This window comes from Pelomonas candidula (assembly GCF_043555985.1).
Classification (GTDB): Bacteria; Pseudomonadota; Gammaproteobacteria; order Burkholderiales; family Burkholderiaceae_C; genus Pelomonas; species Pelomonas candidula.
Window position 1 is genome coordinate 1 of sequence record NZ_JBIGIC010000006.1, and the last position, 22,007, is coordinate 22,007.

The 22,007-nt window shown below is 67.7% G+C and carries 17 protein-coding genes; 6 read left to right on the forward strand and 11 right to left on the reverse strand.

What is annotated here, in order from left to right; genetic code table 11:
* Window positions 1–247 precede the first annotated feature (247 nt).
* Window positions 248–919, reverse strand: a complete 672-nt coding sequence (lexA, locus tag ACG04R_RS13245) for a transcriptional repressor LexA (protein ID WP_394410933.1) — start codon at window positions 917–919, stop codon at window positions 248–250.
* Between the two features lie 27 nt (window positions 920–946).
* Here lexA and ACG04R_RS13250 point away from each other — a divergent pair, with 27 nt between their 5' ends.
* Window positions 947–1,921 carry an asparaginase gene (locus tag ACG04R_RS13250; RefSeq protein ID WP_394410936.1) on the forward strand — a complete coding sequence of 325 codons (975 nt, stop codon included), beginning with the start codon at window positions 947–949 and terminating at the stop codon, window positions 1,919–1,921.
* Between the two features lie 10 nt (window positions 1,922–1,931).
* Here ACG04R_RS13250 and ACG04R_RS13255 read toward each other — a convergent pair whose 3' ends face one another.
* Together ACG04R_RS13255 and ACG04R_RS13260 are read right to left on the reverse strand one after the other, a co-directional pair.
* Window positions 1,932–2,366 (reverse strand): organic hydroperoxide resistance protein, encoded by a 435-nt coding sequence (locus ACG04R_RS13255; RefSeq protein WP_394410939.1) that lies wholly within the window; start codon window positions 2,364–2,366, stop codon window positions 1,932–1,934.
* 26 nt (window positions 2,367–2,392) lie between these two features.
* Window positions 2,393–2,878 (reverse strand): MarR family winged helix-turn-helix transcriptional regulator, encoded by a 486-nt coding sequence (locus ACG04R_RS13260; protein ID WP_394410942.1) that lies wholly within the window; start codon window positions 2,876–2,878, stop codon window positions 2,393–2,395.
* A 127-nt stretch (window positions 2,879–3,005) separates the two neighbouring features.
* Here ACG04R_RS13260 and ACG04R_RS13265 point away from each other — a divergent pair, with 127 nt between their 5' ends.
* Window positions 3,006–3,368 (forward strand): DUF1304 domain-containing protein, encoded by a 363-nt coding sequence (locus ACG04R_RS13265; protein ID WP_394410945.1) that lies wholly within the window; start codon window positions 3,006–3,008, stop codon window positions 3,366–3,368.
* A gap of 146 nt (window positions 3,369–3,514) precedes the next feature.
* Here the strand turns inward: ACG04R_RS13265 and ACG04R_RS13270 are convergent, their stop codons facing one another.
* From ACG04R_RS13270 to queF, 7 genes are all read right to left on the reverse strand, one after another.
* Window positions 3,515–3,901 (reverse strand): hypothetical protein, encoded by a 387-nt coding sequence (locus ACG04R_RS13270; RefSeq protein WP_394410948.1) that lies wholly within the window; start codon window positions 3,899–3,901, stop codon window positions 3,515–3,517.
* A 322-nt stretch (window positions 3,902–4,223) separates the two neighbouring features.
* Window positions 4,224–6,176 carry an ATP-binding cassette domain-containing protein gene (locus ACG04R_RS13275; protein WP_394410951.1) on the reverse strand — a complete coding sequence of 651 codons (1,953 nt, stop codon included), beginning with the start codon at window positions 6,174–6,176 and terminating at the stop codon, window positions 4,224–4,226.
* Window positions 6,173–7,033: a 50S ribosomal protein L3 N(5)-glutamine methyltransferase gene (gene prmB / locus ACG04R_RS13280; RefSeq protein WP_394410954.1), complete on the reverse strand. Its 861-nt coding sequence runs from the start codon at window positions 7,031–7,033 to the stop codon at window positions 6,173–6,175. The genes ACG04R_RS13275 and prmB overlap by 4 nt, the downstream gene beginning before the upstream one ends.
* The gene (locus ACG04R_RS13285; protein WP_394410957.1) at window positions 7,030–8,175 is read right to left on the reverse strand and encodes a PilT/PilU family type 4a pilus ATPase; all 1,146 of its coding nucleotides are present in this window, start codon (window positions 8,173–8,175) and stop codon (window positions 7,030–7,032) included. Before ACG04R_RS13285 ends, prmB begins: the two co-directional genes overlap by 4 nt.
* Before the next feature lie 125 nt (window positions 8,176–8,300).
* Entirely contained in the window at window positions 8,301–9,125 is an 825-nt protein-coding gene (gene dapD / locus ACG04R_RS13290) for a 2,3,4,5-tetrahydropyridine-2,6-dicarboxylate N-succinyltransferase (RefSeq protein WP_394410960.1), read from the reverse strand.
* A complete protein-coding gene (gene dapC, locus ACG04R_RS13295; protein ID WP_394410963.1) occupies window positions 9,125–10,324 on the reverse strand; it encodes a succinyldiaminopimelate transaminase in 1,200 nt (399 codons plus the stop codon). Before dapC ends, dapD begins: the two co-directional genes overlap by 1 nt.
* Window positions 10,321–10,764, reverse strand: a complete 444-nt coding sequence (gene queF / locus ACG04R_RS13300; RefSeq protein WP_394411848.1) for a preQ(1) synthase — start codon at window positions 10,762–10,764, stop codon at window positions 10,321–10,323. Before queF ends, dapC begins: the two co-directional genes overlap by 4 nt.
* Window positions 10,765–10,922: 158 nt before the next feature.
* Here queF and smc point away from each other — a divergent pair, with 158 nt between their 5' ends.
* The 4 genes from smc to paeA all read left to right on the forward strand — a co-directional run bounded on the left by smc (window position 10,923) and on the right by paeA (window position 19,836).
* Window positions 10,923–14,435 (forward strand): chromosome segregation protein SMC, encoded by a 3,513-nt coding sequence (smc, locus tag ACG04R_RS13305; RefSeq protein ID WP_394410966.1) that lies wholly within the window; start codon window positions 10,923–10,925, stop codon window positions 14,433–14,435.
* A 116-nt stretch (window positions 14,436–14,551) separates the two neighbouring features.
* On the forward strand, window positions 14,552–15,607 hold the full coding sequence (locus ACG04R_RS13310; protein WP_394410969.1) for a cell division protein FtsZ: 1,056 nt from the start codon (window positions 14,552–14,554) through the stop codon (window positions 15,605–15,607).
* A 284-nt stretch (window positions 15,608–15,891) separates the two neighbouring features.
* Entirely contained in the window at window positions 15,892–18,492 is a 2,601-nt protein-coding gene (locus ACG04R_RS13315) for an EAL domain-containing protein (protein ID WP_394410972.1), read from the forward strand.
* 33 nt (window positions 18,493–18,525) lie between these two features.
* On the forward strand, window positions 18,526–19,836 hold the full coding sequence (paeA, locus tag ACG04R_RS13320) for a polyamine export protein PaeA (RefSeq protein WP_394410975.1): 1,311 nt from the start codon (window positions 18,526–18,528) through the stop codon (window positions 19,834–19,836).
* Here the strand turns inward: paeA and ACG04R_RS13325 are convergent.
* On the reverse strand, window positions 19,796–21,895 hold the full coding sequence (locus tag ACG04R_RS13325) for a hypothetical protein (RefSeq protein ID WP_394410979.1): 2,100 nt from the start codon (window positions 21,893–21,895) through the stop codon (window positions 19,796–19,798). The genes paeA and ACG04R_RS13325 overlap by 41 nt on opposite strands.
* Window positions 21,896–22,007: the final 112 nt, after the last annotated feature.

The following is a 22,007-nucleotide window of genomic DNA, read 5'->3' on the forward strand; positions in this document are numbered from 1 at the left end:
CATGGTGATCACTCCTCACACCCCCGCCCAGCTGTGGATATCTCGGGCAGGGTAGGTTGAACACCTGGGTCAAATTTGGGTCGGCAGGGCCCTCACGGGTGGGTCAAATTTCAGTCGGCGTCAACAAGCCAGTGTTCAATTCCCCCCGGCCCACCATCCAAAGAGAAAGGCCCGTGTAGGTGACACGGGCCTTTTTTCATTTTGGGCGAGCCGGGGAGAATTGAACCCCTGTCCGTGAACCTGATGGTCAGTTGAATCCCTGGCCGCGGATCAGGCCGACTGCCAGGCCTTCGATGCTGAAGTTCTCGCTGTTCTCGTTGACGACGATAGGCTCGAAATCAGGGTTCTCGGGCAGCAACTGGATGCCGTCGGGGCCGCGCTTGAAGCGCTTCACGGTGACTTCCTCGCCGACGCGGGCGACGACGATCTGGCCGTTGCGTGCGTCCTTGGTCGACTGGACGGCGAGCAGGTCGCCATCGAGGATGCCGATGTCCTTCATGCTCATACCCTTGACCTTGAGCAGGTAGTCGGGCTTCCTGGCGAACAGGCCGGGTTCGACGGTATAGGTCTGCTCGACGTGTTCCTGCGCGAGGATGGGCGCGCCGGCAGCGACGCGGCCGATCAGCGGCAGCGTGAGCTGGGCGAGGGCGGGGATGGGCAGGCTGAACTGACGGGCCCGGTTGACGGCACTCAGCGTGTCGGACTTGAGGCGGATGCCACGCGACGTGCCGCCGACGAGTTCCAGCATGCCTTTGCGCGCCAGCGCCTGTAGGTGTTCTTCGGCGGCGTTGGCGGATTTGAAGCCCAGCTCGGCGGCGATCTCTGCGCGGGTGGGGGGGGCACCGGTGCTCTCGATCGCGTTGCGGACCAGATCGAAGATCTGCTGCTGGCGGGCGGTAAGCTTGGGTCGGTCTTGCACAGGCGGCCTTTTGTTGTGACTGGCAATTTGTCCAGTACCTGTATTTTTGCCCAGGAAACCGAGAAATTGCAAATCCCTGAACCTTTGATTGTCATTCTGGGGACCGGCGGCACGATTGCCGGCACGGCCAAAACGGCCAGCGATGGCGTGGGCTATACGGCCGCGCAACTGCGCGTCGAGGATTTGCTGGCGGCCGTGCCGGCGCTGCAGGCGCGGCGGCTGGAGGCGCATCAGGTCGCTCAACTGGACAGCAAGGACATGGATTTTGCTACCTGGCAACGGCTGGCGCAGGCTGTGCAGGCGCAACTGGCGCGGCCGGAGGTGGGGGGCATTGTCGTCACTCACGGCACGGACACGCTGGAGGAGACGGCCTATTTCCTGCACCGCGTGCTGGCGCCGGCCAAACCCGTCGTGCTGACGGCGGCGATGCGGCCTGCGACGGCGCTGGCGCCGGACGGACCGCAGAACCTGTTCGATGCGGTGCAGGTCGCCGCGACGCCGGGGGCGTCGGGTGTCGTCGTCGCCTTCGCGGGCCGCGTGCACGACGCGGTTCAGGTGCGCAAGACGCACAGCTATCGCGTCGATGCGTTCGAGTCGGTGGACGGGGCGCTGGTAGCTCGCGTCGAGGAGGGCGCCGTGCGCCTGCTCGGGTGCTGGCCGGCGGGCGAGGCCGTGGGGTTGGCTCGCGTCGAGAGGTCGGCCGAGAACTGGCCGCGCGTGGACATCGTGATCAACCACGCCGGCGCGGATGGCCGAGTGGTGCAGGCGCTGGTGAGGGAGGGCATTGACGGCCTCGTCGCAGCGGGCACGGGCAACGGCACGCTGGCCGCGCCGCTGGACGCGGCGTTGCGCGATGCCGAGGCGCAAGGCGTGCGTGTCGTCCGCAGCACGCGCTGCGATGCCGGGCCGGTGATGGACCTGCCCGGCCTGTTGCCGGCTGCTGGGGCGTTGAGCCCCGTCAAGGCCAGGATCGAGTTGATCCTGGTGCTGTTGGCATGTTGAGCGGCGTCGCTCAGACGATGGTCAGGGTCACGTCCACGTTGCCGCGGGTGGCGTTGGAGTAGGGGCAGACCTCGTGGGCCGTGGCCACCAGTTGCTCGACGACGCTGCGCTCCAGGCCGGGCACGGAGATCTTCATGTCGACCGAGATGCCGAAGGCGCCCGGCTTGTTGGCGTGAGGGCCGATGCCGACGTCAGAGGTGATGGATACCTCGGCGGGCAGGCTGATCTTCTGGCGACCGGCAACGGCCTTCAGCGCGCCGATGAAGCAGGCGGAGTAGCCGGCGGCAAACAGCTGCTCGGGGTTGGTGCCGGTGGCGCCGTTGCCGCCCAGTTCCTTGGGCGTCGTCAGCACGAGGTCCAGCACGCCGTCGGACGACTTGGCGGTGCCGGCGCGGCCGCCGGTGGCGGTGGCGGTGGCGGTGTAGAGGGCTTTCTCGATGGCCATGGTGGGCTCCAGTGGGGGGGAAGGATTCACGCGGCCGCGTCGGCGGCCCGGTTGAGTTGCTGACGCAGCTGCGTGAGCCGCTGCGTCAGCGCGATGACCTCGTCCAGCTCGCAGGCGCTCGCGCAGGCGAGTTGGCCGGGGATATCCAGGGCCAGCTGGCGCAGCTTGCGGCCCCGAGAGGTGAGGAAGAGGTCGACACGACGCTCGTCGTCGCGGGCGCGGCGACGTTCGACATGGCCTAGGGATTCCAGGCGTTTGAGCAGTGGCGTCAACGTGCCGGAATCCAGCGACAGGCGCTGCCCCAACTGGCTGACGCTCAGGCCCTCGACCTCCCACAGCACCAGCATGACGAGGTATTGCGGGTAGGTCAGGCCCAGCGGAGCCAGCAGCGGCTTGTAGATCTTCGTCATGGCCAGCGAGCTGCTGTAGAGCGCAAAACAGAGCTGGCGATCCAGTTGCAGCCATTGCTCGCGACTGTCGCTGGCGGTGGATGAAGGCTTGCTGCGTGGCATGGCCATAAATATAGTTTGCAATTTAATTGCACGCAAATGAAATGGTCTTTTGGGAGACAGCTCACGCTAGGTTGATCTGCGACGATGCGCCACCCCCAATCGGTAGAGATCAACGAGGAGAGAGGCAATGCTGATGGTCGCGAACGTGCTGGCAGCGCTGGTGGCGCTGCTGCACCTGTACTTCCTGGTGCTGGAGATGTTCTTCTGGACCAAGCCGCTGGGCCGCAAGGCCTTCGGGCTGAAGGCCGACTTCGCCGAGCAGAGCAAGACGCTGGCTGCCAACCAAGGCCTTTACAACGGCTTCCTGGCCGCCGGCCTGGCCTGGGGGCTGATGCAGGGCGCCGCGGGCGCGGGCAAGCCGTGGCTGGCGTTCTTCCTCGGCTGTGTCATCGTCGCCGGTGTGTTCGGCGCCGCGACCGTGTCGCGCAAGATCCTGTTCGTGCAGGCCGTCCCGGCAATGCTGGCGCTGGCGGCGCTGATGCTCATCTGAGGGACCGATGCCGGAGCATGCCGACCGATGGGCGTCGGCGCCTCGCCCGTCAAGCATGCAGCATGCGTGAAAAACGGGGTTAGGTGCCGAGGCCGCCCGCCGGGGTGCCAGCGAGCGCTCGGCTGCCACGCGTCAAGATGCGCGGCCTACTTGCGGCTGAGCTTCATGGTCCGACCGTCCTTGAGCGTGGATTGCAGTGTCTTGCCGTCGACGAACTTGAGCGTCGCGGTCTCGTCAAAGCACCCCTTCAGGACCTTCGCACCCTGGATCGCGATGACCATCTCGGACGCCGTCTGGGACACCACGGAAACCGGAATGTCCCGGTTCGCACACTGATCGATGGTGGTGTAGTTGACCTTCTGCTCGTAGCGCATGGTGCCGCCGCTCTTCGCGATCGTCAGGTCGACCTGGATGTCGCCAGCGCTGGGGCTCGTCGCCGGGCCGCTCCACTTCCCATCGAACGTCGACTGCTGCGCAAACGCAAACGACGTGAAGAGCACCAGGAGCGAGGCAAATTTTGCTGAGGTACGCATGTGATCTCTCTTTGGTTGGTAGGAATGCGTCGCCAGGCGTGAATGCCCGACAACCGAGGTCCCAAGCTTTTTGACTTGGGCGTCTTCAGCAGTGGCGTCGAACCGGTTCGACGCCTACCGCCACCTATTCGGCCGCGACCGGCCTGAATCCCGCCGATGTTGCCTGCTGGTTCAAACGCGGGCAAGACGCAACCTGCGGTTTACTGGCGCGTCGTCGCCGCCAGCTCAATGGCGTCGAAGCTGGCGTGCGTGTCCGCGTGAAGCCCAACACCGGTATTCCGACGAAAAAAAGCGCCCTGCAGGGCGCCTTTCTTTGCTCGCCTCAGGCGCTCATCGCCTCGATCTGCTCGCCCAGCTCCAGCCAGCGCATCTCGTCGGCTTCGAGCTGGTCGGCAATCGCCTTCAGCCGCTTGCCCATCTCCGCGATGGCCGACGCAGCGGCGCCCTCGGCAAGCTGGGCCTCGATCTCGGTGCGTTCCTGGGCCAGTGCGTGCAGGCGCTTGTCGATGGCTTCCATCTCCTTGCGCAACGGCCGCGTTTGCTCGGCCAGCTTGGCGCGGGCCTGGCCGGAGGCCTTTCGGTCATCGCGCGATGCGGGCGCCGGTGCGGCGACAACGGCTGCAACCGGCGCGGGGGCGGGCGCTGCCGCGGGTTGTTTCTTGGCCGCGCGGGCCGCTTCCTTGCTCTGGTCCAGCAGCCAGCGCTGGTAGTCGTCCAGGTCGCCATCGAAGGGCTTGACCTTGCCGTCGGCTACCAGCCAGAACTCGTCGCATACCTCTCGAAGTAGCGCGCGATCGTGGGACACCAGCATGACGGTGCCTTCGAACTCGTTCAGCGCCAGGGACAGCGCCTCGCGGGTGTTCAGGTCCAGGTGGTTGGTGGGCTCGTCCAGCAGCAGCAGGTTGGGGCGCTGCCAGACGAGCATGGCCAGCACCAGCCGCGCCTTCTCGCCGCCAGAGAGGCTGCCGACCTGCTGGTTGACCATGTCGCCGGTGAAGCGGAACTGGCCGAGGAAGTCGCGCAACTCCTGCTCGCGGCCTTGCGGGCCGACTTCGCGGGCGAGCCGAACCATGTGTTCGAGCGGGCCTTCGTCCAGGCGCAGCACGTCCAGCTCCTGCTGGGCGAAGTAGCCGATGGACAGCCCCTTGCCCTCGGTCAGCTTGCCGCCCATCGGCGCCTGCGCGCGGGCGATGGTCTTGACCAGCGTGGACTTGCCCTGGCCGTTGGCGCCAAGGATGCCGATGCGCTGGCCCGCCAGCACGGAGCGGTCCACACCGCGGACGATGATCTTGTCGCCCTCGTCAGTGCGGTAGCCGGCGCTGAGCTCGTCGAACATCAGCATCGGGTTGGGCAGGTTCAGCGGCTCGCGGAACTCGAAGTTGAAGTCGGCCGACGCCAGCACCGGCGCCAGCTTCTCCATGCGCTCCAGCGCTTTCACGCGGCTCTGCGCCTGCTTGGCCTTGCTGGCCTTGGCCTTGAAGCGATCGATGAATTTCTGCAGGTGGGCGACCTTCTCCTGCTGGCGCGCGAAAGCCGCCTGCTGCAACACCATGCGCTCGGCGCGCTGCGTCTCGAAGCTGGTGTAGTTGCCGCCGTAGCGCACCAGCTTGCCTTCGTCCAGATGCAGCGTGACCTTGGTGATCGCGTCGAGGAATTCGCGGTCGTGGCTGATGATGATCAGCGTGCCGTCGTAGCGCTGCAGCCAGGCTTCCAGCCAGACCAGGGCGTCCAGGTCCAAGTGGTTGGTCGGCTCGTCCAGCAGCATCAGTTCGGCCGGGCACATCAGCGCACGGGCCAGCTGCAGACGCATGCGCCAGCCGCCAGAGAAGCTGTTGACGGGCGCGTCGAGCTGCTCGGTCCGGAAGCCCAGGCCCATCAGCAGCGCCTGGGCGCGCGAGCGGGCGTCGAAGGCGCCGGCGTCGGCCAGCGCGGCGTGGGCCTCGGCCATCGCGTGGCCGTCGTTGGCCTTCTCGGCCTCGTCCAGCGCCACGCGCGCGGCCACCAGCGTCAGGTCGCCCTGCAGCACGAAGTCGGTCGCGCCGTCTTCGGTCTCGGGCATGTTCTGGGCGACCTCGGAGCGGCGCCAGTGGCGCGGCACCTCGACCTCGCCCTTGTCGTTGCCCAGACGGCCGGTCAGCAGCGCGAACAGGCTGGACTTGCCGGCGCCGTTGCGGCCGACGAGGCCGATCTTCTCGCCGGGCTGCAGCGTGGCGGACGCACCGTCCAGCACCACCTTGACGCCGCGGCGCAGCGTGATGTCGCGAATCGTGATCAAAGCAAATTCTCTTTCGTCACCAGCAGCACCTGGTCGGCGCCCGATGAGGTTTCCATCCAGACGACTTCGAGCTGCGGGAAGGCGGCCTCGAAGTGCTCGCGCTCGTTGCCGATCTCCAGCACCAGCACGCCGTCCTCGGCCAGCGCGGCGGGCGCGGCGCGCAGCAGGTCGCGGATGAAGTCCATGCCATCCGTGCCACCGGCCAGCGCGAGTTCGGGCTCGGCCAGGTACTCGGCGGGCAGGGATGCCATGCTCTGGCTGTTCACGTAGGGCGGGTTGCAGAGGATGAGGTCGTAGGGGCCTTGTGCACCCTTGAGGCCGTCGCCCTGCAGCAGCCGGATGCGCGCGCCCAGGCCATGGCGGGCCACGTTGAGCTTGGCGACTTCGAGCGCGTCGGTGCTGAGGTCCAGTGCGTCGACTTCCACCTCAGGCCACGCCATCGCGGCCAGCACGGCCAGGCTGCCGTTGCCGGTGCACAGGTCCAGCACGCGGCGGCTGCTCGGGTTCAACCAGGGGTCGATGCTGGCGTCGGCGATCAGCTCAGCGATGAAGCTGCGCGGCACGATGGCGCGCTCGTCGATCGTGAACGGCACGCCCTGCAGCCAGGCCTCGCCGGTCAGGTAGGCGGCGGGCTTGCGGGTGGCGATGCGCTCGTCGATGAGCTTGACGACGGAGGCCATCTCGGCCTCGGTCAGCTCGTCCTCTTCGTGCTCTTCCAGCTCGTCCAGCGGGATGCCGAGGCGCCAAAGCGCCAGCCACATGGCCTCGTCGAACGCGTTCGTCGTGCCGTGGCCAAAAAACAAGCCCGCCTGGGCGAGGCGGGCGGCTTGGGTGTCGATGCAGTCAATCAGCTTCAAGTGCCGCGGACGTCCAGGGTGATTTCGGTGAAGCTGGCTTCGTCGCCGGCCTTCTCTTCCTTGCGCGGCGCCTGGGCGAGGCGCGAGCCGGGCGCCTCATTCTGCAGGCGCCAGAGCAGGTTGGTCGGCGAGTCGGCGAAGGCCAGGCCTTCCTCGCGGGTGATGGTGCCGTCGGTGATGAGCTTGGCGAAATGCTCTTCGTAGGTCTGCGAGCCCTCGGCGATGGACTTCTCCATCGCTTCCTTCACGCCGGTGAAGTCGCCCTGCTCGATGAGCTCAGCCACCAGCTTGGAGTTCAGCAGGATCTCGACGACCGGCACACGGCCACCGGCGGTCGCGCGCACGAGGCGCTGCGACACGACAGCCTTGAGGCCCGCGGCCAGGTCGTTCAGCAGCGCCGGGCGGGACTCCGGCGTGTAGAACGACAGGATGCGGTTCAGCGCGTGGTAGGTGTTGTTGCCGTGCAGCGTGGCCAGCACGAGGTGACCCGACAGTGCATAGCTGATGGCTGCCGTCATCGTCTCGCGGTCGCGGATTTCGCCGATGAGGATGCAGTCCGGGGCCTGGCGCAGCGCGTTTTTCAGCGCGATCTGCAGCGACGCCGTGTCGCGGCCGATCTCGCGCTGGTTCACCACCGAGCGCTTGTTGCTGAACAGGTACTCGATCGGGTCCTCGATGGTGAGGATGTGCCCGGTCATCGTCTGGTTGCGCATCTCCAGCATGCTGGCCAGCGTCGTGCTCTTGCCGGTGCCGGTGGCACCCACCATCAGGATGAGGCCGCGCTTTTCCTTGATCATCGATCCCAGCACCGGCGGCAGCATCAGGCTTTCCAGCGTCGGGATGTCGTGCGGGATGTGGCGGAACACGCCGGCGATCGACCCGCGCTGGCGGAAGCCCGACAACCGGAAACTACCGACACCGGACACGCCAACAGCCAGGTTCAGCTCGCCGGTGCTGTCGAGCTCGGCGAGGCTGCCGGGGTCGATGACCTCGGCAATCAACTGGCGCGGCTGCGGCGGCGTCAGGAGCTGGTCCGACAGCTGCACGGTCTGCCCGTTGATGCGGATCAGCACCGGCATGTTGGCCGACAGGTAGCAGTCCGAAGCACCCTTGTCGGCCATCAGCCGCAGGATGCGCTCCATGTTTCCAGCAGACATTACAGCCCCTCGTCAGTCGGGTACGCCTGCCAATCCCCCGAGGGGATGCGGGCCGGCTTGGGAGCGGCCCGGCGCTCGGCCCGCATGGCGTGGCAGGACGTAGGCAAGGTTTACGCGCGCAGCAGTTCGTTGATGCTGGTCTTCGAGCGCGTCTGCGCGTCGACACGCTTCACGATGATGGCCGCGTACAGCGAGTAGCGGCCGCCATCCTTGGGCAGCGAGCCCGAAATGACGACGGAGCCGGCCGGGATGCGGCCGTAGCTGACGGTATCGGTCGCACGGTCGTAGATCGGCGTGCTCTGGCCGATGTAGACGCCCATGGAGATGACCGAGTTCTCTTCGACGATGACGCCTTCGACGACCTCGGAGCGGGCGCCGATGAAGCAGTTGTCTTCGATGATGGTCGGGTTGGCCTGCAGCGGCTCCAGCACGCCGCCAATGCCGACGCCGCCGGAAAGGTGCACGTTCTTGCCGATCTGCGCGCAGGAGCCGACTGTGGCCCAGGTGTCGACCATGGCACCTTCATCGACGTAGGCGCCGATGTTCACGTAGGACGGCATCAGCACGACGTTCTTGGCCTGGAAGCTGCCGCGGCGGGCGACGGCCGGCGGCACGACGCGCACGCCGCTGGCGCGCAATTGCTCGTCGCTCCAACCGGCGTACTTGGTGGGCACCTTGTCGAAGAAGGTCAGTTCCTTGTCGCCCATGAGGCGGTTGTCGTTCAGGCGGAACGACAGCAGCACGGCCTTCTTGATCCACTGGTGCACCGTCCACTGGCCCACGCTTTCGCGGGTGGCCACGCGCAGGCGGCCGGCGTCCAGCTCGGCGATGACGTGCTCGACGGCCTGGCGCAGTTCGGGTGCGTTGGTGGGGTCCAGCGAGGCGCGGTTGTCCCAGGCGAGGTCGATCAGGCTTTGCAGTTCAGCGGTGTTCATCAGCGTGCTTGGAGAGATTGGGTGTAGGAGACGATGCGGCGGGCGCCTTCGAGGCATTCGGCCTCGTCGGCCACCAGGGCGAGGCGGATGCGCCCGGCGCCGGGGTTGTTGCCATGGGCGGCGCGGGCCAGCAGGCTGCCTGGCAGGACCACGAGATTGTATTGAGCGAGCAGACCCTGGGCGAAGGCGACATCGTCACCATCTGGAACAGCCGCCCACAGGTAGAAACCAGCGTCAGGCAGCGCAACGTCCAGCACGCCAGCCAGCAGCGGCGTGACCTCGGCGAACTTGCGCCGGTAGCGCGCGCGGTTCTCGACGACGTGGGCCTCATCGCCCCAGGCCGCGATGCTGGCTGCCTGCACGATGGGGCTCATCGCGCTGCCGTGGTAGGTGCGGTAGAGCAGGAACTTCTTTAGCAGCGCAGCATCGCCCGCCACGAAGCCCGAGCGCAGGCCCGGCACGTTGGAGCGCTTGGACAGCGACGTGAACGCAATGAGGTTGCGGAAGTCGCTGCGGCCCAGCTTGGCCGCGGCCTCCAGGCCGCCCAGGGGCGCCTCGTCGCGGAAGTAGATCTCCGAGTAGCACTCGTCGGACGCGATGACGAAGCCGTGCTTGTCACTCAGCTCGAACAGTGCCTGCCATTCGGCGAGCGGCATTACCGCGCCGCTGGGGTTGCCCGGCGAGCAGACGTAGAGCAGTTGCGTCTTCGCCCACGTCGCGTCGTCGATCTGCGACCAGTCCACGGCGAAGTTGCGTGCCGGGTCGGAGTTCGCATAAGCCACCTCGGCACCGGCCAGCAGCGCCGCGCCTTCGTAGATTTGATAGAACGGGTTGGGGCAGACCACCGTGGCGCCGGGGCGGCTGCCGTCGACGACCGTCTGCGCGATGGCGAACAGCGCCTCTCGCGAGCCGTTGACGGGCAGCACCTGGGTGGCGGGGTTCAACGTCAGGCCGTAGCGGCGCGAGATCCAGCCGGCGATGGCCTCACGCAGCGCCGGCGTGCCGCCGGTGGCGGGGTAGCCGGCCAGCTGCGGCATCGCGGCCTGGATGGCCTGGGCGATGAAGGCCGGCGCCGGGTGGCGCGGCTCGCCGATGCCCAGCGAGATGGGTGCGAAGTCCGGGTTGGGCTTGATGCCTGCCGTCAGCTCGCGCAGGCGCTCAAACGGGTAGGGATGCAGTCGGTCCAGCAGGGGATTCATTGACCGAGCATCCCCGACTCGAAACCGTGGGAAGGCAACTCGACGCGCGGCGCTGGCGTCCAGCCAGCCTTGCGGTGCTCGGCGACGACGTTGGTGTAGATACCGCCGCGCACGTACCACTTGGCCGTGATGCGGATGAAGCGCGGGTCGGTGACCTTGACGATGTCATCGAGGATCTTGTTCGTCACCTTCTCGTGGAAGGCGCCCTCGTTGCGGTAGCTCCAGAAGTACATCTTCAGGCTCTTGAGCTCGACGCAGAGTTCGTCCGCGATCATGTCGATCGTGAAGTGCGCGAAGTCGGGCTGGCCGGTCAGCGGGCAGTGGCAGGTGAACTCGGGCACCTGGAACTGGATGACGTAGTCGCGCTCCGGGTTCGGGTTCGGGAAGACCAGGATGTCCTTGCTGGGCTTGCTCGGCGGATTCGGGGGCACCTCGCGCATCTTGGGCTTCTTCTTCGTGGCGGGCGCGGCGGCGGACTTCTTGGTGGCCATGTTTCTTGGTCTTTCTGGGAGGGGGTGAATGGTATCATCCGGCCCCGTCGAAGCGCCTGTTGAAGGCGCTTTTCTTTAGCCAAATCAAGGGCTTACGTCCAAGCTTCATGCGGCTGAATTCGATCAAGCTGGCCGGCTTCAAATCCTTCGCTGAACCCACTACCTTCCAGTTGCCCGGGCAGCTCGTCGGCGTCGTGGGCCCCAACGGCTGCGGCAAGTCCAACATCATGGATGCGGTGCGCTGGGTGCTGGGCGAGAGCAAGGCCAGCGAGCTGCGCGGCGAGTCCATGCAGGACGTCATCTTCAACGGCTCGGGCAACCGCAAGCCGGCGGGGCGCTCCAGCGTGGAGCTGGTGTTCGACAACAGTTCAGCCCGCGCCGGCGGGCCGTGGAACCAGTTCTCCGAGATCGCCGTCAAGCGTGTGTTGACGCGCGACGGCACGAGCAGCTACTTCATCAACAACCAGCCCGTGCGCCGCCGCGACGTGCAGGACGTGTTCCTCGGCACCGGGCTGGGGCCGCGCGCCTACGCCATCATCGGCCAGGGAACCATCTCACGCATCATCGAGAGCAAGCCGGAAGAGCTGCGCCTGTTCCTCGAAGAAGCGGCCGGCGTGTCCAAGTACAAGGAGCGCCGCCGCGAGACCGAGAACCGGCTCAAGGACACGCGCGAGAACCTGACGCGCGTCGACGACATCCTGCGCGAGCTGAACGCCAACCTCGAGAAGCTTGAACGCCAGGCCGAGGTCGCGGCGAGCTATCGCAGCCTGCAGGACGCCGGCACGCTGAAGCTGCATCAGCTGTGGTGGCTGAAGGCACGCGATGCCGGGAACGAGGCGACGCGCGTGAAGACGGCGCATGCCGAGGCGCTCAACGCTCTGGAGTCGCGCACGGCCGAGCTGCGCGCCGTTGAGGCGACGCTGGAGGAAGTGCGCCAGGCGCATTACGCCGCCGGCGACGAGCTGCACGCTTCGCAAGGCCGCTACGCCGAGGCGCAGCTCGAAGTGAGCCGGCTCGAAGAGCGCATCCGTTTTGTCGTCGAGAGCCGCAACCGCGCGCAGCAGCGCCTCGCTGAACTGCATGCGCAGGACCAGCAGTGGCGCGAGCGCGTCGAGCAGTCGACGGCCGAACTGGGAGGCATTGCCGAGCAGATCGCCGGTGCTGACGAGCAGAGCGAGATCCTGGCCGCACAGGCCGAGGAGCAGCAAGCGCAATTGCCCAACAGCGAGGACGCGCTGCGGGCCGCTCAGGCTCGCGCCAACGAACAGCGTGCACTGGTGGCGCAGGTGCAGCAGCAGATCCAGGTGCTGGCCGCCGAAAGCCGCAGCGTTGACGAGCAGGCGAGGGCGCTGCGCCAGCGCGAGGACAAGCTGACCGCGGAGTCCCGCGCTCTCGGCGCACCCGATCAAGAGGCGCTCGATGCCTTGCGCGAGCGTAGCGCGGCGGCCGACGAGGCGCGCGAGCTGTCCGACGGCCGCCTGCAGGAACTGGCCGAACAGCTGCCGCAGCTGGAAGAACAACGTCGCGCCGCGCAGCAGGATGCCAACGCGCAGCTCGCCAGGCAGTCCGAGCTGACCGCCCGCCTGGAAGCGCTGAAGGCGCTGCAGGAGAAAGTGCAGACCGAGGGCAAGCTCAAGCCCTGGCTGGCCAAGCATGGCCTCGATGGCCTGCAGGGGCTGTGGACCAAGCTGCACATCGCCCAGGGCTGGGAGAACGCACTGGAGGCGGCGCTGCGCGAGCGCATGGGCGCGCTGAGCGTGGGCCGGCTGGAGACGGTGCGCGCCTTCGAACTGGACGCACCGCCGGCCCGCCTGGCCTTCTATTCGACGCCGGCCGGCACGATCGCCAACACGCACGAGACGCTGCCCAAGCTGACCTCGCTGCTGAAGCTGGAAGACGCCGGCCTCGTCGCGCTGCTGAACGACTGGCTGGAAGGCGTCTACACGGCGCCGAACCTCGACGACGCGCTCGCGGCCCGCGGCCGCCTCACGCATGGCGAGCTGATCCTGACGCCTGCCGGCCACGCCGTTGGCCAGTTCTCCGTCACGTTCTACGCGCCCGACTCCGAGCAGGCCGGGCTGCTGGCCCGGGCGCAGGAGATCGAACAGCTGACGACGGCCCAGCGCGCGCAGAACCTGATTGCCGACGAGGCGCGGCTGACGCTGACGCGCGTCGAGCACCAGTTCAACGACGCCAACGGACGGCTCACGACGCTGCGCCGCGAGGCCAGCGAGGCGCAGACGCGCGCGCACCAGATCCATGTCGAGCTGCTGCGCCTGACCCAGCAGGCCGAGGCCAGCCAGCAGCGCCGCAGCGCGCTGGACGCCGAGCTGGCCGAGATCGCCGAGCAGCAGGAGTCGCTGCAGGAGCGGCGTGCCGTCGGCGAGGCGCGCTTCGAGGAGCTGGACATCCAGTTGGGCGACGCGCAGCAGCGCCACGCCGAGCTGGAAGACGGCACCATCGCCGCCGAGCGCAAGCTGGCGGAGGCCCGTGAGCAATTGCGCACGCTGGAGCGTCGCGCGCAGGAAGCCCGCTTCGCCACGCAGACGCTGGCCGCGCGCCGCGGCGAGCTGCAGCGCGGCATCGAGACTGCGCAGGCGCAGATCGCCACCGTGGCCAGCTCCGCCGCCAGCTTGCAGACCGAGCTGGATGGCTTCAACGACGCCGCCGCACAGGCCGGCCTGCAGGACGCGCTGGCGCTGAAGGTCGAGCGCGAGCAGGCGCTGGCCGCCGTGCGCGCGAACTATGACGACCTCAGCTTGCGCCTGCGCAAGGCCGACGAGCAGCGGCTGACCTTCGAGCGCAGCCTGGACCCGCTGCGCGAGGCCATCACCAAGCTGCAGCTGGAAGAGCAGGCTGCGCAGCTGGGCGGCGCGCAGTACCGCGAGCAGCTGGAGGCGGCGGCCGTCGATCTCGAAGCACTGGCCAAGTCCATCGAGGAAGGCGGCGTGAAGCTCTACGGCCTGCAGGGCGAGATCGACCGCATCAACCGCGAGATCGCCGCCTTGGGCGCCGTCAACCTCGCCGCGCTGGACGAGCTCACCGCGGCGCGCGAGCGCAAGACCTTCCTCGACTCGCAGTGCGCCGACCTGAACGCGGCCATCGGCACGCTGGAGGACGCGATCCACAAGATCGACCTGGAAACGCGCGACCTGCTGGGCTCGACCTTCAATCAGGTCAACGAGCACTTCGGCCGCATGTTCCCGGAGCTGTTCGGTGGCGGTCAGGCCAGGCTCGTGATGACGGGCGACGAGATCCTGGACGCCGGCGTGCAGGTCATGGCGCAGCCGCCGGGCAAGAAGAACAGCACCATCCACCTGCTCTCGGGTGGCGAGAAGGCGCTGACGGCGATCGCACTGGTGTTCGCGATCTTCCAGCTCAACCCCGCGCCGTTCTGCCTGCTGGACGAGGTGGACGCGCCGCTGGACGACGCCAACACCGAGCGCTACGCCAAGCTCGTCGCGCAGATGAGCCGCGTGACCCAATTCCTCTTCATCTCGCACAACAAGATCGCGATGGAGATGGCGGAACAACTGATCGGCGTGACGATGCAGGAGCAGGGGGTGTCCCGCATCGTCGCCGTGGACATGGACAAGGCCCTCGCGATGGCGGAGACGTGAGCCCCTCGCCCAGTCTTGCCGCGCTGGACGCGGGCAAGCCTGGTCGGTCCCCCGAGGGGACGGCGATGGCTTGGGAGCGGCCCGGCGCTCGGCCCGAATGCAAAATGGATAAATAAATGAGCGTCACCCTGACCCAACTTCTCGCAATGGCCGGCGGCGTCGTGCTGGCCGGCGTGGTCGCCCACGGCGCCTGGACGGCGCGCAAGGCCGGCCCCAAGCGCGCCGTGCCGCCGCTGGAGGAGCCGCATTTCGACGCACCGCCGGCGGGTGCGACCGAGGCGGCGGCGGCTGTCGCGGCGGACCCGCTCGACATGACGATGCCCGCCGTGGCCCGCCCGGTGCGACGCGCGTCCAACCGCATCGACGCGTTGATCGATGCGATCGCGACGATCACTGTCGAGTCGCCCGTCTCCGGCGAGCTGGCGCTTCAGCACCAGCCCGGCAGCCGCCGCGCCGGCACCAAGCCGCTGCAGATCGAAGGCCTGAACGCCGGGAGTGGCGACTGGGAGTTGCCGGCGCCGGGCCAGCGCTACAGCGAGTTCCAGGCCGGCCTGAAGATGGCCAACCGCAGCGGCGCGTTGAACCAGATCGAGTACTCCGAGTTCGTGCAGAAGATCCAGGCCTTTGCCGACGGCGTGGGGGGCTTCGTGCAGTTCCCGGACATGCTGGACGTCGTCGCCCGGGCCCGTGAGCTGGACCAGTTTGCCGCCAGCCACGACGCGCAGCTCGCGCTGCTGCTGCGCGCCAAGGCCACGGCATGGACGCCGGGCTTCGTGCAGCAGGCCGCGGCCCGCCACGGTTTCGTGGCCGGTGCGCTGCCGGGGCGGCTGGTGCTGCCGTCGCCCGAGGAGGGGGCGCCGCCGGTGCTGACGCTGCAGTTCGACGCCCAGGCCGCACTCGCCGAGGACCCCGAGGCGCTGTCGCTGCGCGAGCTGACGCTGGCCCTGGACGTGCCGCAGACACCGGCCGAGCAGGAGCCGTTCGCGGCGTGGCAGGAGTCGGCCCGGGCACTGTCCCGCGACCTGGAGGCCGAGGTCTGCGACGACCGTGGCCAGGTGCTGGGCCTGCATGCGTTCGCCGCCATCGACGTTGAACTGAAGAAGCTCTACGAGGCGCTGGCCCAGCGCGACCTGGCGGCCGGCTCGCCTGCCGCTCGCCGCCTGTTCAGCTGATCGGGCCGTCCGTGAACTTGGGCTCGAATCCCTGAGCCTGGTCGGTGTGCGCTTGTAACAGGCGCCCCTAAAGTCAGCGCATCCCTGGCCTGAACAGCCCGATGCGCAGCGGCCACCCCGTCCTCGTCACTCCGACCCCTCGCCATTCCAGCGGCTGTTCGTGGCCAGTCGGGTGGCTGTTGGCACTTGTGCTCGCGTGTTGTTCCGCGAGCGGGCTTGCCGCGCCGACGCTGGCCCGGCAGGTTGAGGCGATCGAGGCGGCGCACGGCAATGACCCTCAGGAGGTGGTCGCGAGGCTGCGCCCGCTGGAGGCGCAGGCGCGGGTGGAGGGGGGCGATGCCTTGCGCGTCTTCCTGGCGGCCTGGGGCTATGCCCATGGCGCCCTGGACCAGTTCACGGTCGCGGACGCGGCCACGGCCGAGCTCATCGACATGGGCGAGCGAGAAGGCAATGCCGCCGCGACGGCCTCGGCTTTCGCGCTGCGCGCGACCATGCTCCAGCTGTCGGGCCGGCTGGAGTCGGCCAACGAGTGGATTGCGGCAGCGCTGCCCTGGGCAGAAAAGACACAGGACGAGCCCCTGCGGTACTGGGTCTTCATGACCGCGGGTGATTTGGCCCTGTCGACCGGGCATCTGCAGCAGGGCCTGTTCGCGCTGCAGGCGGCGGACCGGTCCGCACTCGCGCAGGGCAATGCACGGCGCGGCGCACAGGCCCGGATCACGCTCGCGCCGCTGCGCCTGGCGCTGCACGATGTGGACGGAGCCCGTGACGATGCCCGCGAAGCGTTTCGCCTGGCGTCCGGTGCCGGCAACATGCCGCTCCAGCTTGCCGCCAAGATCATCGAGTCACTCGTCGAGGAAGAGGCCGGGCATCGCGCGGAACGCGATCGGGCGCATCAGCAGGCACGGGAGCTGGCCCGGCGCATCGAGCCCCCGGCGGTTGGCGCGTCAGCGATCAATCCGGCCAAGGGCGGCCCGGCGTGGTTCGGCACGCAGGCGGAGGTGGTGCAGCAGCTGGCCGACCTGCACCTGCGCTCGCGCAACTACGCGGCCGCACGGCGCTACGCCGAGCAGGCTCTGGAACTGTCGCGGCAGGAGGGGGGCGAAGAGGCAGTGGATCTGGCGACCATCAGTCTCGGGCTGGCCCAGCTGGGGTTGCGGCACACCGTTGCCGGCAACGAACTCGTGAACCGGGGCCTGGCGGCGTTGGAGAAGGGCAGCACCAAGGTGCGCCTGCTGGCCCAGTTGAACCGCCACGCCGAGCTGCTGGATGAGCTGGGCGACACCGCGGGGGCGCTGCGTCAGTCGCGCAAGGCGCTGGCGCTGGAGTCCGAGCTGGTGCGCAACGACCGTGTCAGCACGGTGCTGGACCTGCAGCGCCGCTCCAGCTTCGAGCAGAACCAGCGAGCGCTGGAAAGCCTCAAGCACGACAACGAACTGCAGGCCAGCGAGCTGGAGCGTCACCGCAGTGAACGCCGGCTGGGCCTGGGACTGGCGGCGGCCATGCTGGTCGTCGTGTTGTTGACGGTCGCGCTGCATCGGCGGGTGCGCAAGGCCAATCGCGCCCTGCAGGCTCATAACGAGGAGCTGCGCTACGTCGGACTTCATGACCGCGTGACCGGTCTGCCCAACCGGCGCGCGCTGGAGATGCGGGCGTCGGAGCTCGAAGGCTGCGCCTTCGTCGGGCTCGGCATCGCCATCAATCGCTTCGGTCGCATCATGGGCAGCCTGGGCCACGTGGCGGGCGACGAGCTGCTTTGCCAGGTGGCCGGGCGGCTCAAACCCATCATCGAACGCGCCGGTGGGCGGCTGTACCGGCTGGACGGGCTGTCGTTCGGCGCCATGCTGCCCCCGCTGGGCGATGCCGGCGCACTTCGCGGCCTGCTGGACGAGTTGCTGCTGGCGGTAAAGCCGGTGTTCATCGTGCAGCGGCAACAGCTGGCAATGACATTGAGCATCGGGGCCGCCGAGTGCCCGCTGCACGGAGCGCAGACCGCCGAGGTCGCAAAGGCGGTGCAGTTGGCGATGCGCCAGGCACAGAGCCAGCAGGGCAACAGTGCCGTGATCTACACCGAGAACCTGTCGGTGAACGAGCGGGAGCGGCTGGCGCTGGAGACGCAGCTCTCGCAGGCGCTGGACCGCGGCGAGTTCGAGCTGTTCTACCAGGCGCAGTGCGACCTGAACACGCGCCGGCTGTCAGGCTTCGAGGCCTTGCTGCGCTGGCGCCACCCCGACGGCTTGATCCCGCCGGATCGATTCATCCCCATCGCCGAGGAGTCCGGCCTGATCGTGCCCATCGGCCGCTGGGTGCTCCACCAGGCCTGCCGCCAGGCCAAGACCTGGCACGACGCCGGGCGGGACCGGCCGGTCATGGCCGTCAACATCTCGCCACGGCAGTTCCAGCATCCGGAGTTCATGGCCACCGTGCGCGAAGCGCTGCGCGACAGCGGCGTGGACCCGTGCTGCATCGAGCTGGAGATCACCGAGGGGGCCATGATGGACGACGCCGAGTCCACGATTGCCAAGATGGCGGAACTGCGCGCGCTGGGCCTGCACCTGGCCATCGACGACTTCGGCACCGGCTATTCGAGCCTGGCCTATCTGAAGCGCTTCCCCATCGACAGGCTCAAGATCGATCGCAGCTTCGTCCGCGATCTCGGCCGTGACGAGGAGGGGGCGGCCATCGTGCAGGCGCTCATCCAGCTGGCGCACAGCCTGGGCATGACGGTGGTGGCGGAAGGCGTGGAGGACTCGCATCAGGAAGCCTGCCTGCGCGACTGGCGCTGCGACCTGATGCAGGGCTTCGGCTACGCGCGGCCGTTGCCGGAGCCGGGCGCGTCGGCGCTGCTGGAGGCGCATCGCGCCGAGTCGATGCACGACGGCTAAACTGCCAGCCCATCCTGACCTCGGAAACGGCGCTTGACCACCAGTCTGCTGCTGATTGCCCTCCTGATTGCCGGCAGCGCCTTCTTCTCGATGGCCGAGCTGTCGCTGGCGGCATCGCGCCGGCTCAATCTGCAGCAGCGCGCCGATGCGGGTGATGGCCGCGCGGCCAGGGTGCTGGCGGTCCAGGAGCACCCGGGGGACTACTTCACCGTCGTGCAGATCGGCGTCAACACGGTCGCCATCCTGGCAGGCATCGTCGGCGAAGGCGCGTTCACGCCGCATTTCGAGGGCGCGCTGAAGCTGGTCATGGCGCCGGAGCTGGCGGCGACGCTGGGCTTCGCCGGGTCTTTCATCAGCATCACCTCGCTGTTCATCGTGATGGCCGACCTGGTGCCCAAGCGGCTGTCGATGAACGAACCCGAGCGCGTCGCGATGGCGCTGGTCGGGCCCATGCTGCTGTTGTGCCGCCTGCTGCGGCCGCTGGCTTGGGCTTTCAGCGGCATCACCGAAGGCCTGATCCGCCTGCTGGGCCTGCCGGCCAAGCGCGACGAGACCATCAGCTACCGCGACATCCTGGCACTGACCGAGGCCGGCTACCAGGCCGGCGTCGTCGCCGACGAGGAGCAACAGGTCATCGAGAACGTGTTCGAGCTGGACACGCGCACGGTGGAGACGGTCATGACGACGCGCGAGAGCATCGTGTTCTTCTCGCGTGATGAAGACGACGTGCTGATCCGCAACCGCATCGCGGACACGCCGCACTCCACCTACCTGGTGTGCGACGGCGACATCGACCAGGTCGTCGGCTACGTGGACGCGACCGACCTGTTCCAGCGCGTGCTGCGCGGCGAGGCGCTGTCGTTGCGCGACGACGGCGGCGGCCTGGTCAAGAAGGTGCTGATCGTGCCGGACCGGCTGACGCTGTCGGAGATGCTGACGCAGTTCCGCGAGGCTCACGAAGACTTCGCGGTCGTCGTCAACGAGTACAGCCTCGTCGTGGGGGTCATCACACTGAACGACGTGATGAGCACGGTGATGGGCAGCCTCGTCGCGCCGCACTACGAAGAGCAGATCGTGCGCCGCGAGGATGGCTCCTTCCTGGCCGATGGCATCACGCCGATTCCCGATGTCGAGCGGGCGCTGGGCATCGATGGCTGGCCGCATGCCGGCCAGTACGACACGCTGGCCGGCTTTCTGATGGTGATGCTGCGCCGTATCCCGCGACGCACGGACTGCGTGGAGTGGGAAGGCTGGCGCTTCGAGGTCGTCGACGTGGACAGCCACCGCGTGGACCAGGTGATGATCACCCCAGCGACGACGCCTTCGGGAACTGGTAGATCCTGATCGACGCCGGGGCAATGTCGAAGCGCCTGGCGCGCGCGTCGAAACTACCTTGCTGGATGACAACCTCGGGCGGGGCGCCCACGGCGTTGGTAGCGTCGAGGCTCTTGCCGACCAACGTGAAGGTCTTGCCCTGTGCGCCGGTCGCGAAGCCGTCGAGGCTGAGTTCGAGGCTCTGCGCCATTTCGGTCGGATTCACGACAGCGACCGTCAGACCCTTCTCGTCCTTCGTCAGCGCGGCCATCACATCCAATGGATAGGTCGCGCTGCCAGTGTTGACGCGAGGCTGGTCACCGCCTGCGGGATAGGCCCGTGCCGGCTGCGGCGAGTTGCCGCCCACGGCGACGGGGATGCTGCCGAAGTGCTGGTTGTAGAGCTGGAAGACCCGGCCCTTGGTGCTGATGGCCGAGCCCGTCGGCGTGACGTTCATCCACGCGGTGGCCATCGTGTAGCCCGCCATCTCGATGAAGTCGGTGTGCTTGAAGAACTCGTGGAAGGCCAGCGCGATGGCCAGCGTGCCCCGGTAACTGTCGCGGAAACTGAAGGCCCATTCGTCGAAGAAGACCTTGACCTTGCCGTCGTTCAGTTCCGGGAAGAGCTTCTTGTAGTCCTCCCACGCGTCGGCCATCGTCGCGATGCGCTGGGCCGGCTGGCGGGCCCATTCGGTGAGCGTCTGCGTCACGTCGAAGAGCTGGCCGCTCTGCAGGTCGAAGCGTTTGTTCTCGGGCGGGTAGGCGTGCGTTGCCAGAGCGTCGAACTTGCCCTTGGAAAACTTGAACATGCCGTAGGCCCAGTCGCGGTCCGAGCCGACCTTCACCTCGGGCTGGCCAGCGACGAAGATGCCCTGGCCGGTCGTCATCTCGTCGACGAAGCCGCCGGGCGCGACGATGTAGATCGACGGGTCGACCTTGCGCATCGCGTCGGCAAACTGGTTGTGCTTGATGACGTACTGCTCGCGGGCCATGTGGCCGAACTGCCAGTGGCCGTACATCTCATTGCCGATGTCCCAGTACTTGACCTTGTACGGCTGCACGCGGCCGTTGGCGGCACGCTGAGCACCCCAGAAGGTGTTGGCCGCGCCGTTCACGTACTCGACGATCTCGGCCCCCGAGCGTGCCTCGCCAAAGCCGGTGTTGACGCACCAGTAGGGCTCGCACTGGATGAGCTCGCACATCTGCAGCAGCTCGTCGAGGCCGGCGTCGTTGGGCTGCAGCGCCTTCCAGACCGGGTCGAAGATGGGCGGGCGCTTGTCGGGGTCGCCGATGGTGTTCTTCCAGTCGTAGGGCCCCGAGATGAAGTTGCCACCCGGCATGCGCAGGATCTTGCAATCCATCTCCTTCATCAACGCGATGGTGTCGGCACGGAAGCCCTTGATGTTGTCCGCCGGCATCAGCGACACGGCGCCGATCAGCAGCTTGCCCGAGCCGGTGGCCGTGATGCTCAGGCGGGCTTCGGGGGCGTCACCGGTGGCCGTGAACGTGAAGGGCAGGGTGCGCCAGTCGGACGTGGCCTGGAGCTTCACCGTCTGTTCGCGGCCGGACGCTTCAGCGAGGGTGAGGGTGACATCGGTCGGCTGGCCCGCCTTGAGGACGATGCGGCCGGTGTAGGCCTTGCCATTCACCAGCGCGATATGTCCTTGCGTGATGCCGCGCGGCGTCGTGGGCGACAGCTCGATGGCGGGGCTGTGTTCGCCCACGTAGGCGTCGGCCTTGTCGAGCGAGACGCTGGCCATGGGGCCTACGGCCGTCCACTTGTGGATGTAAGCCATCGCGGCGCGGAAGTTTGCCGGATCGGGCTTGGGCTCTTCGGACTCCAGCACGCCGTAGTAGAACTTCCGGTCGTGCAGCATCTCGGCCCACATGGTGTGGTTGATGATGTTGGCACCGTGCTCCAGGAACCCGCCGTAGATGTGCGGGTTGATCGGCTTGAAGCGCTGGCGCGTGTCGACGCTGCCCTTGATCGTGGCGGGCGTTGCCGCAAGGGCGGTGGACGTCCAGGGGCCGGCGAGTGCGGCGGTTCCGAGAAGCAGGTGACGTCGGTTGAGGGCAGCCGTGATGTTCACTGGATCTTCCGTGGTTGGGATGCGCTGGCATGGTATCGCTACCAATCTGTGCTGCAAGGCAGCGTTTGTCCGCGTCCCTAACCCGATGGTCCGGCTGTATGAGCGGGCCCCA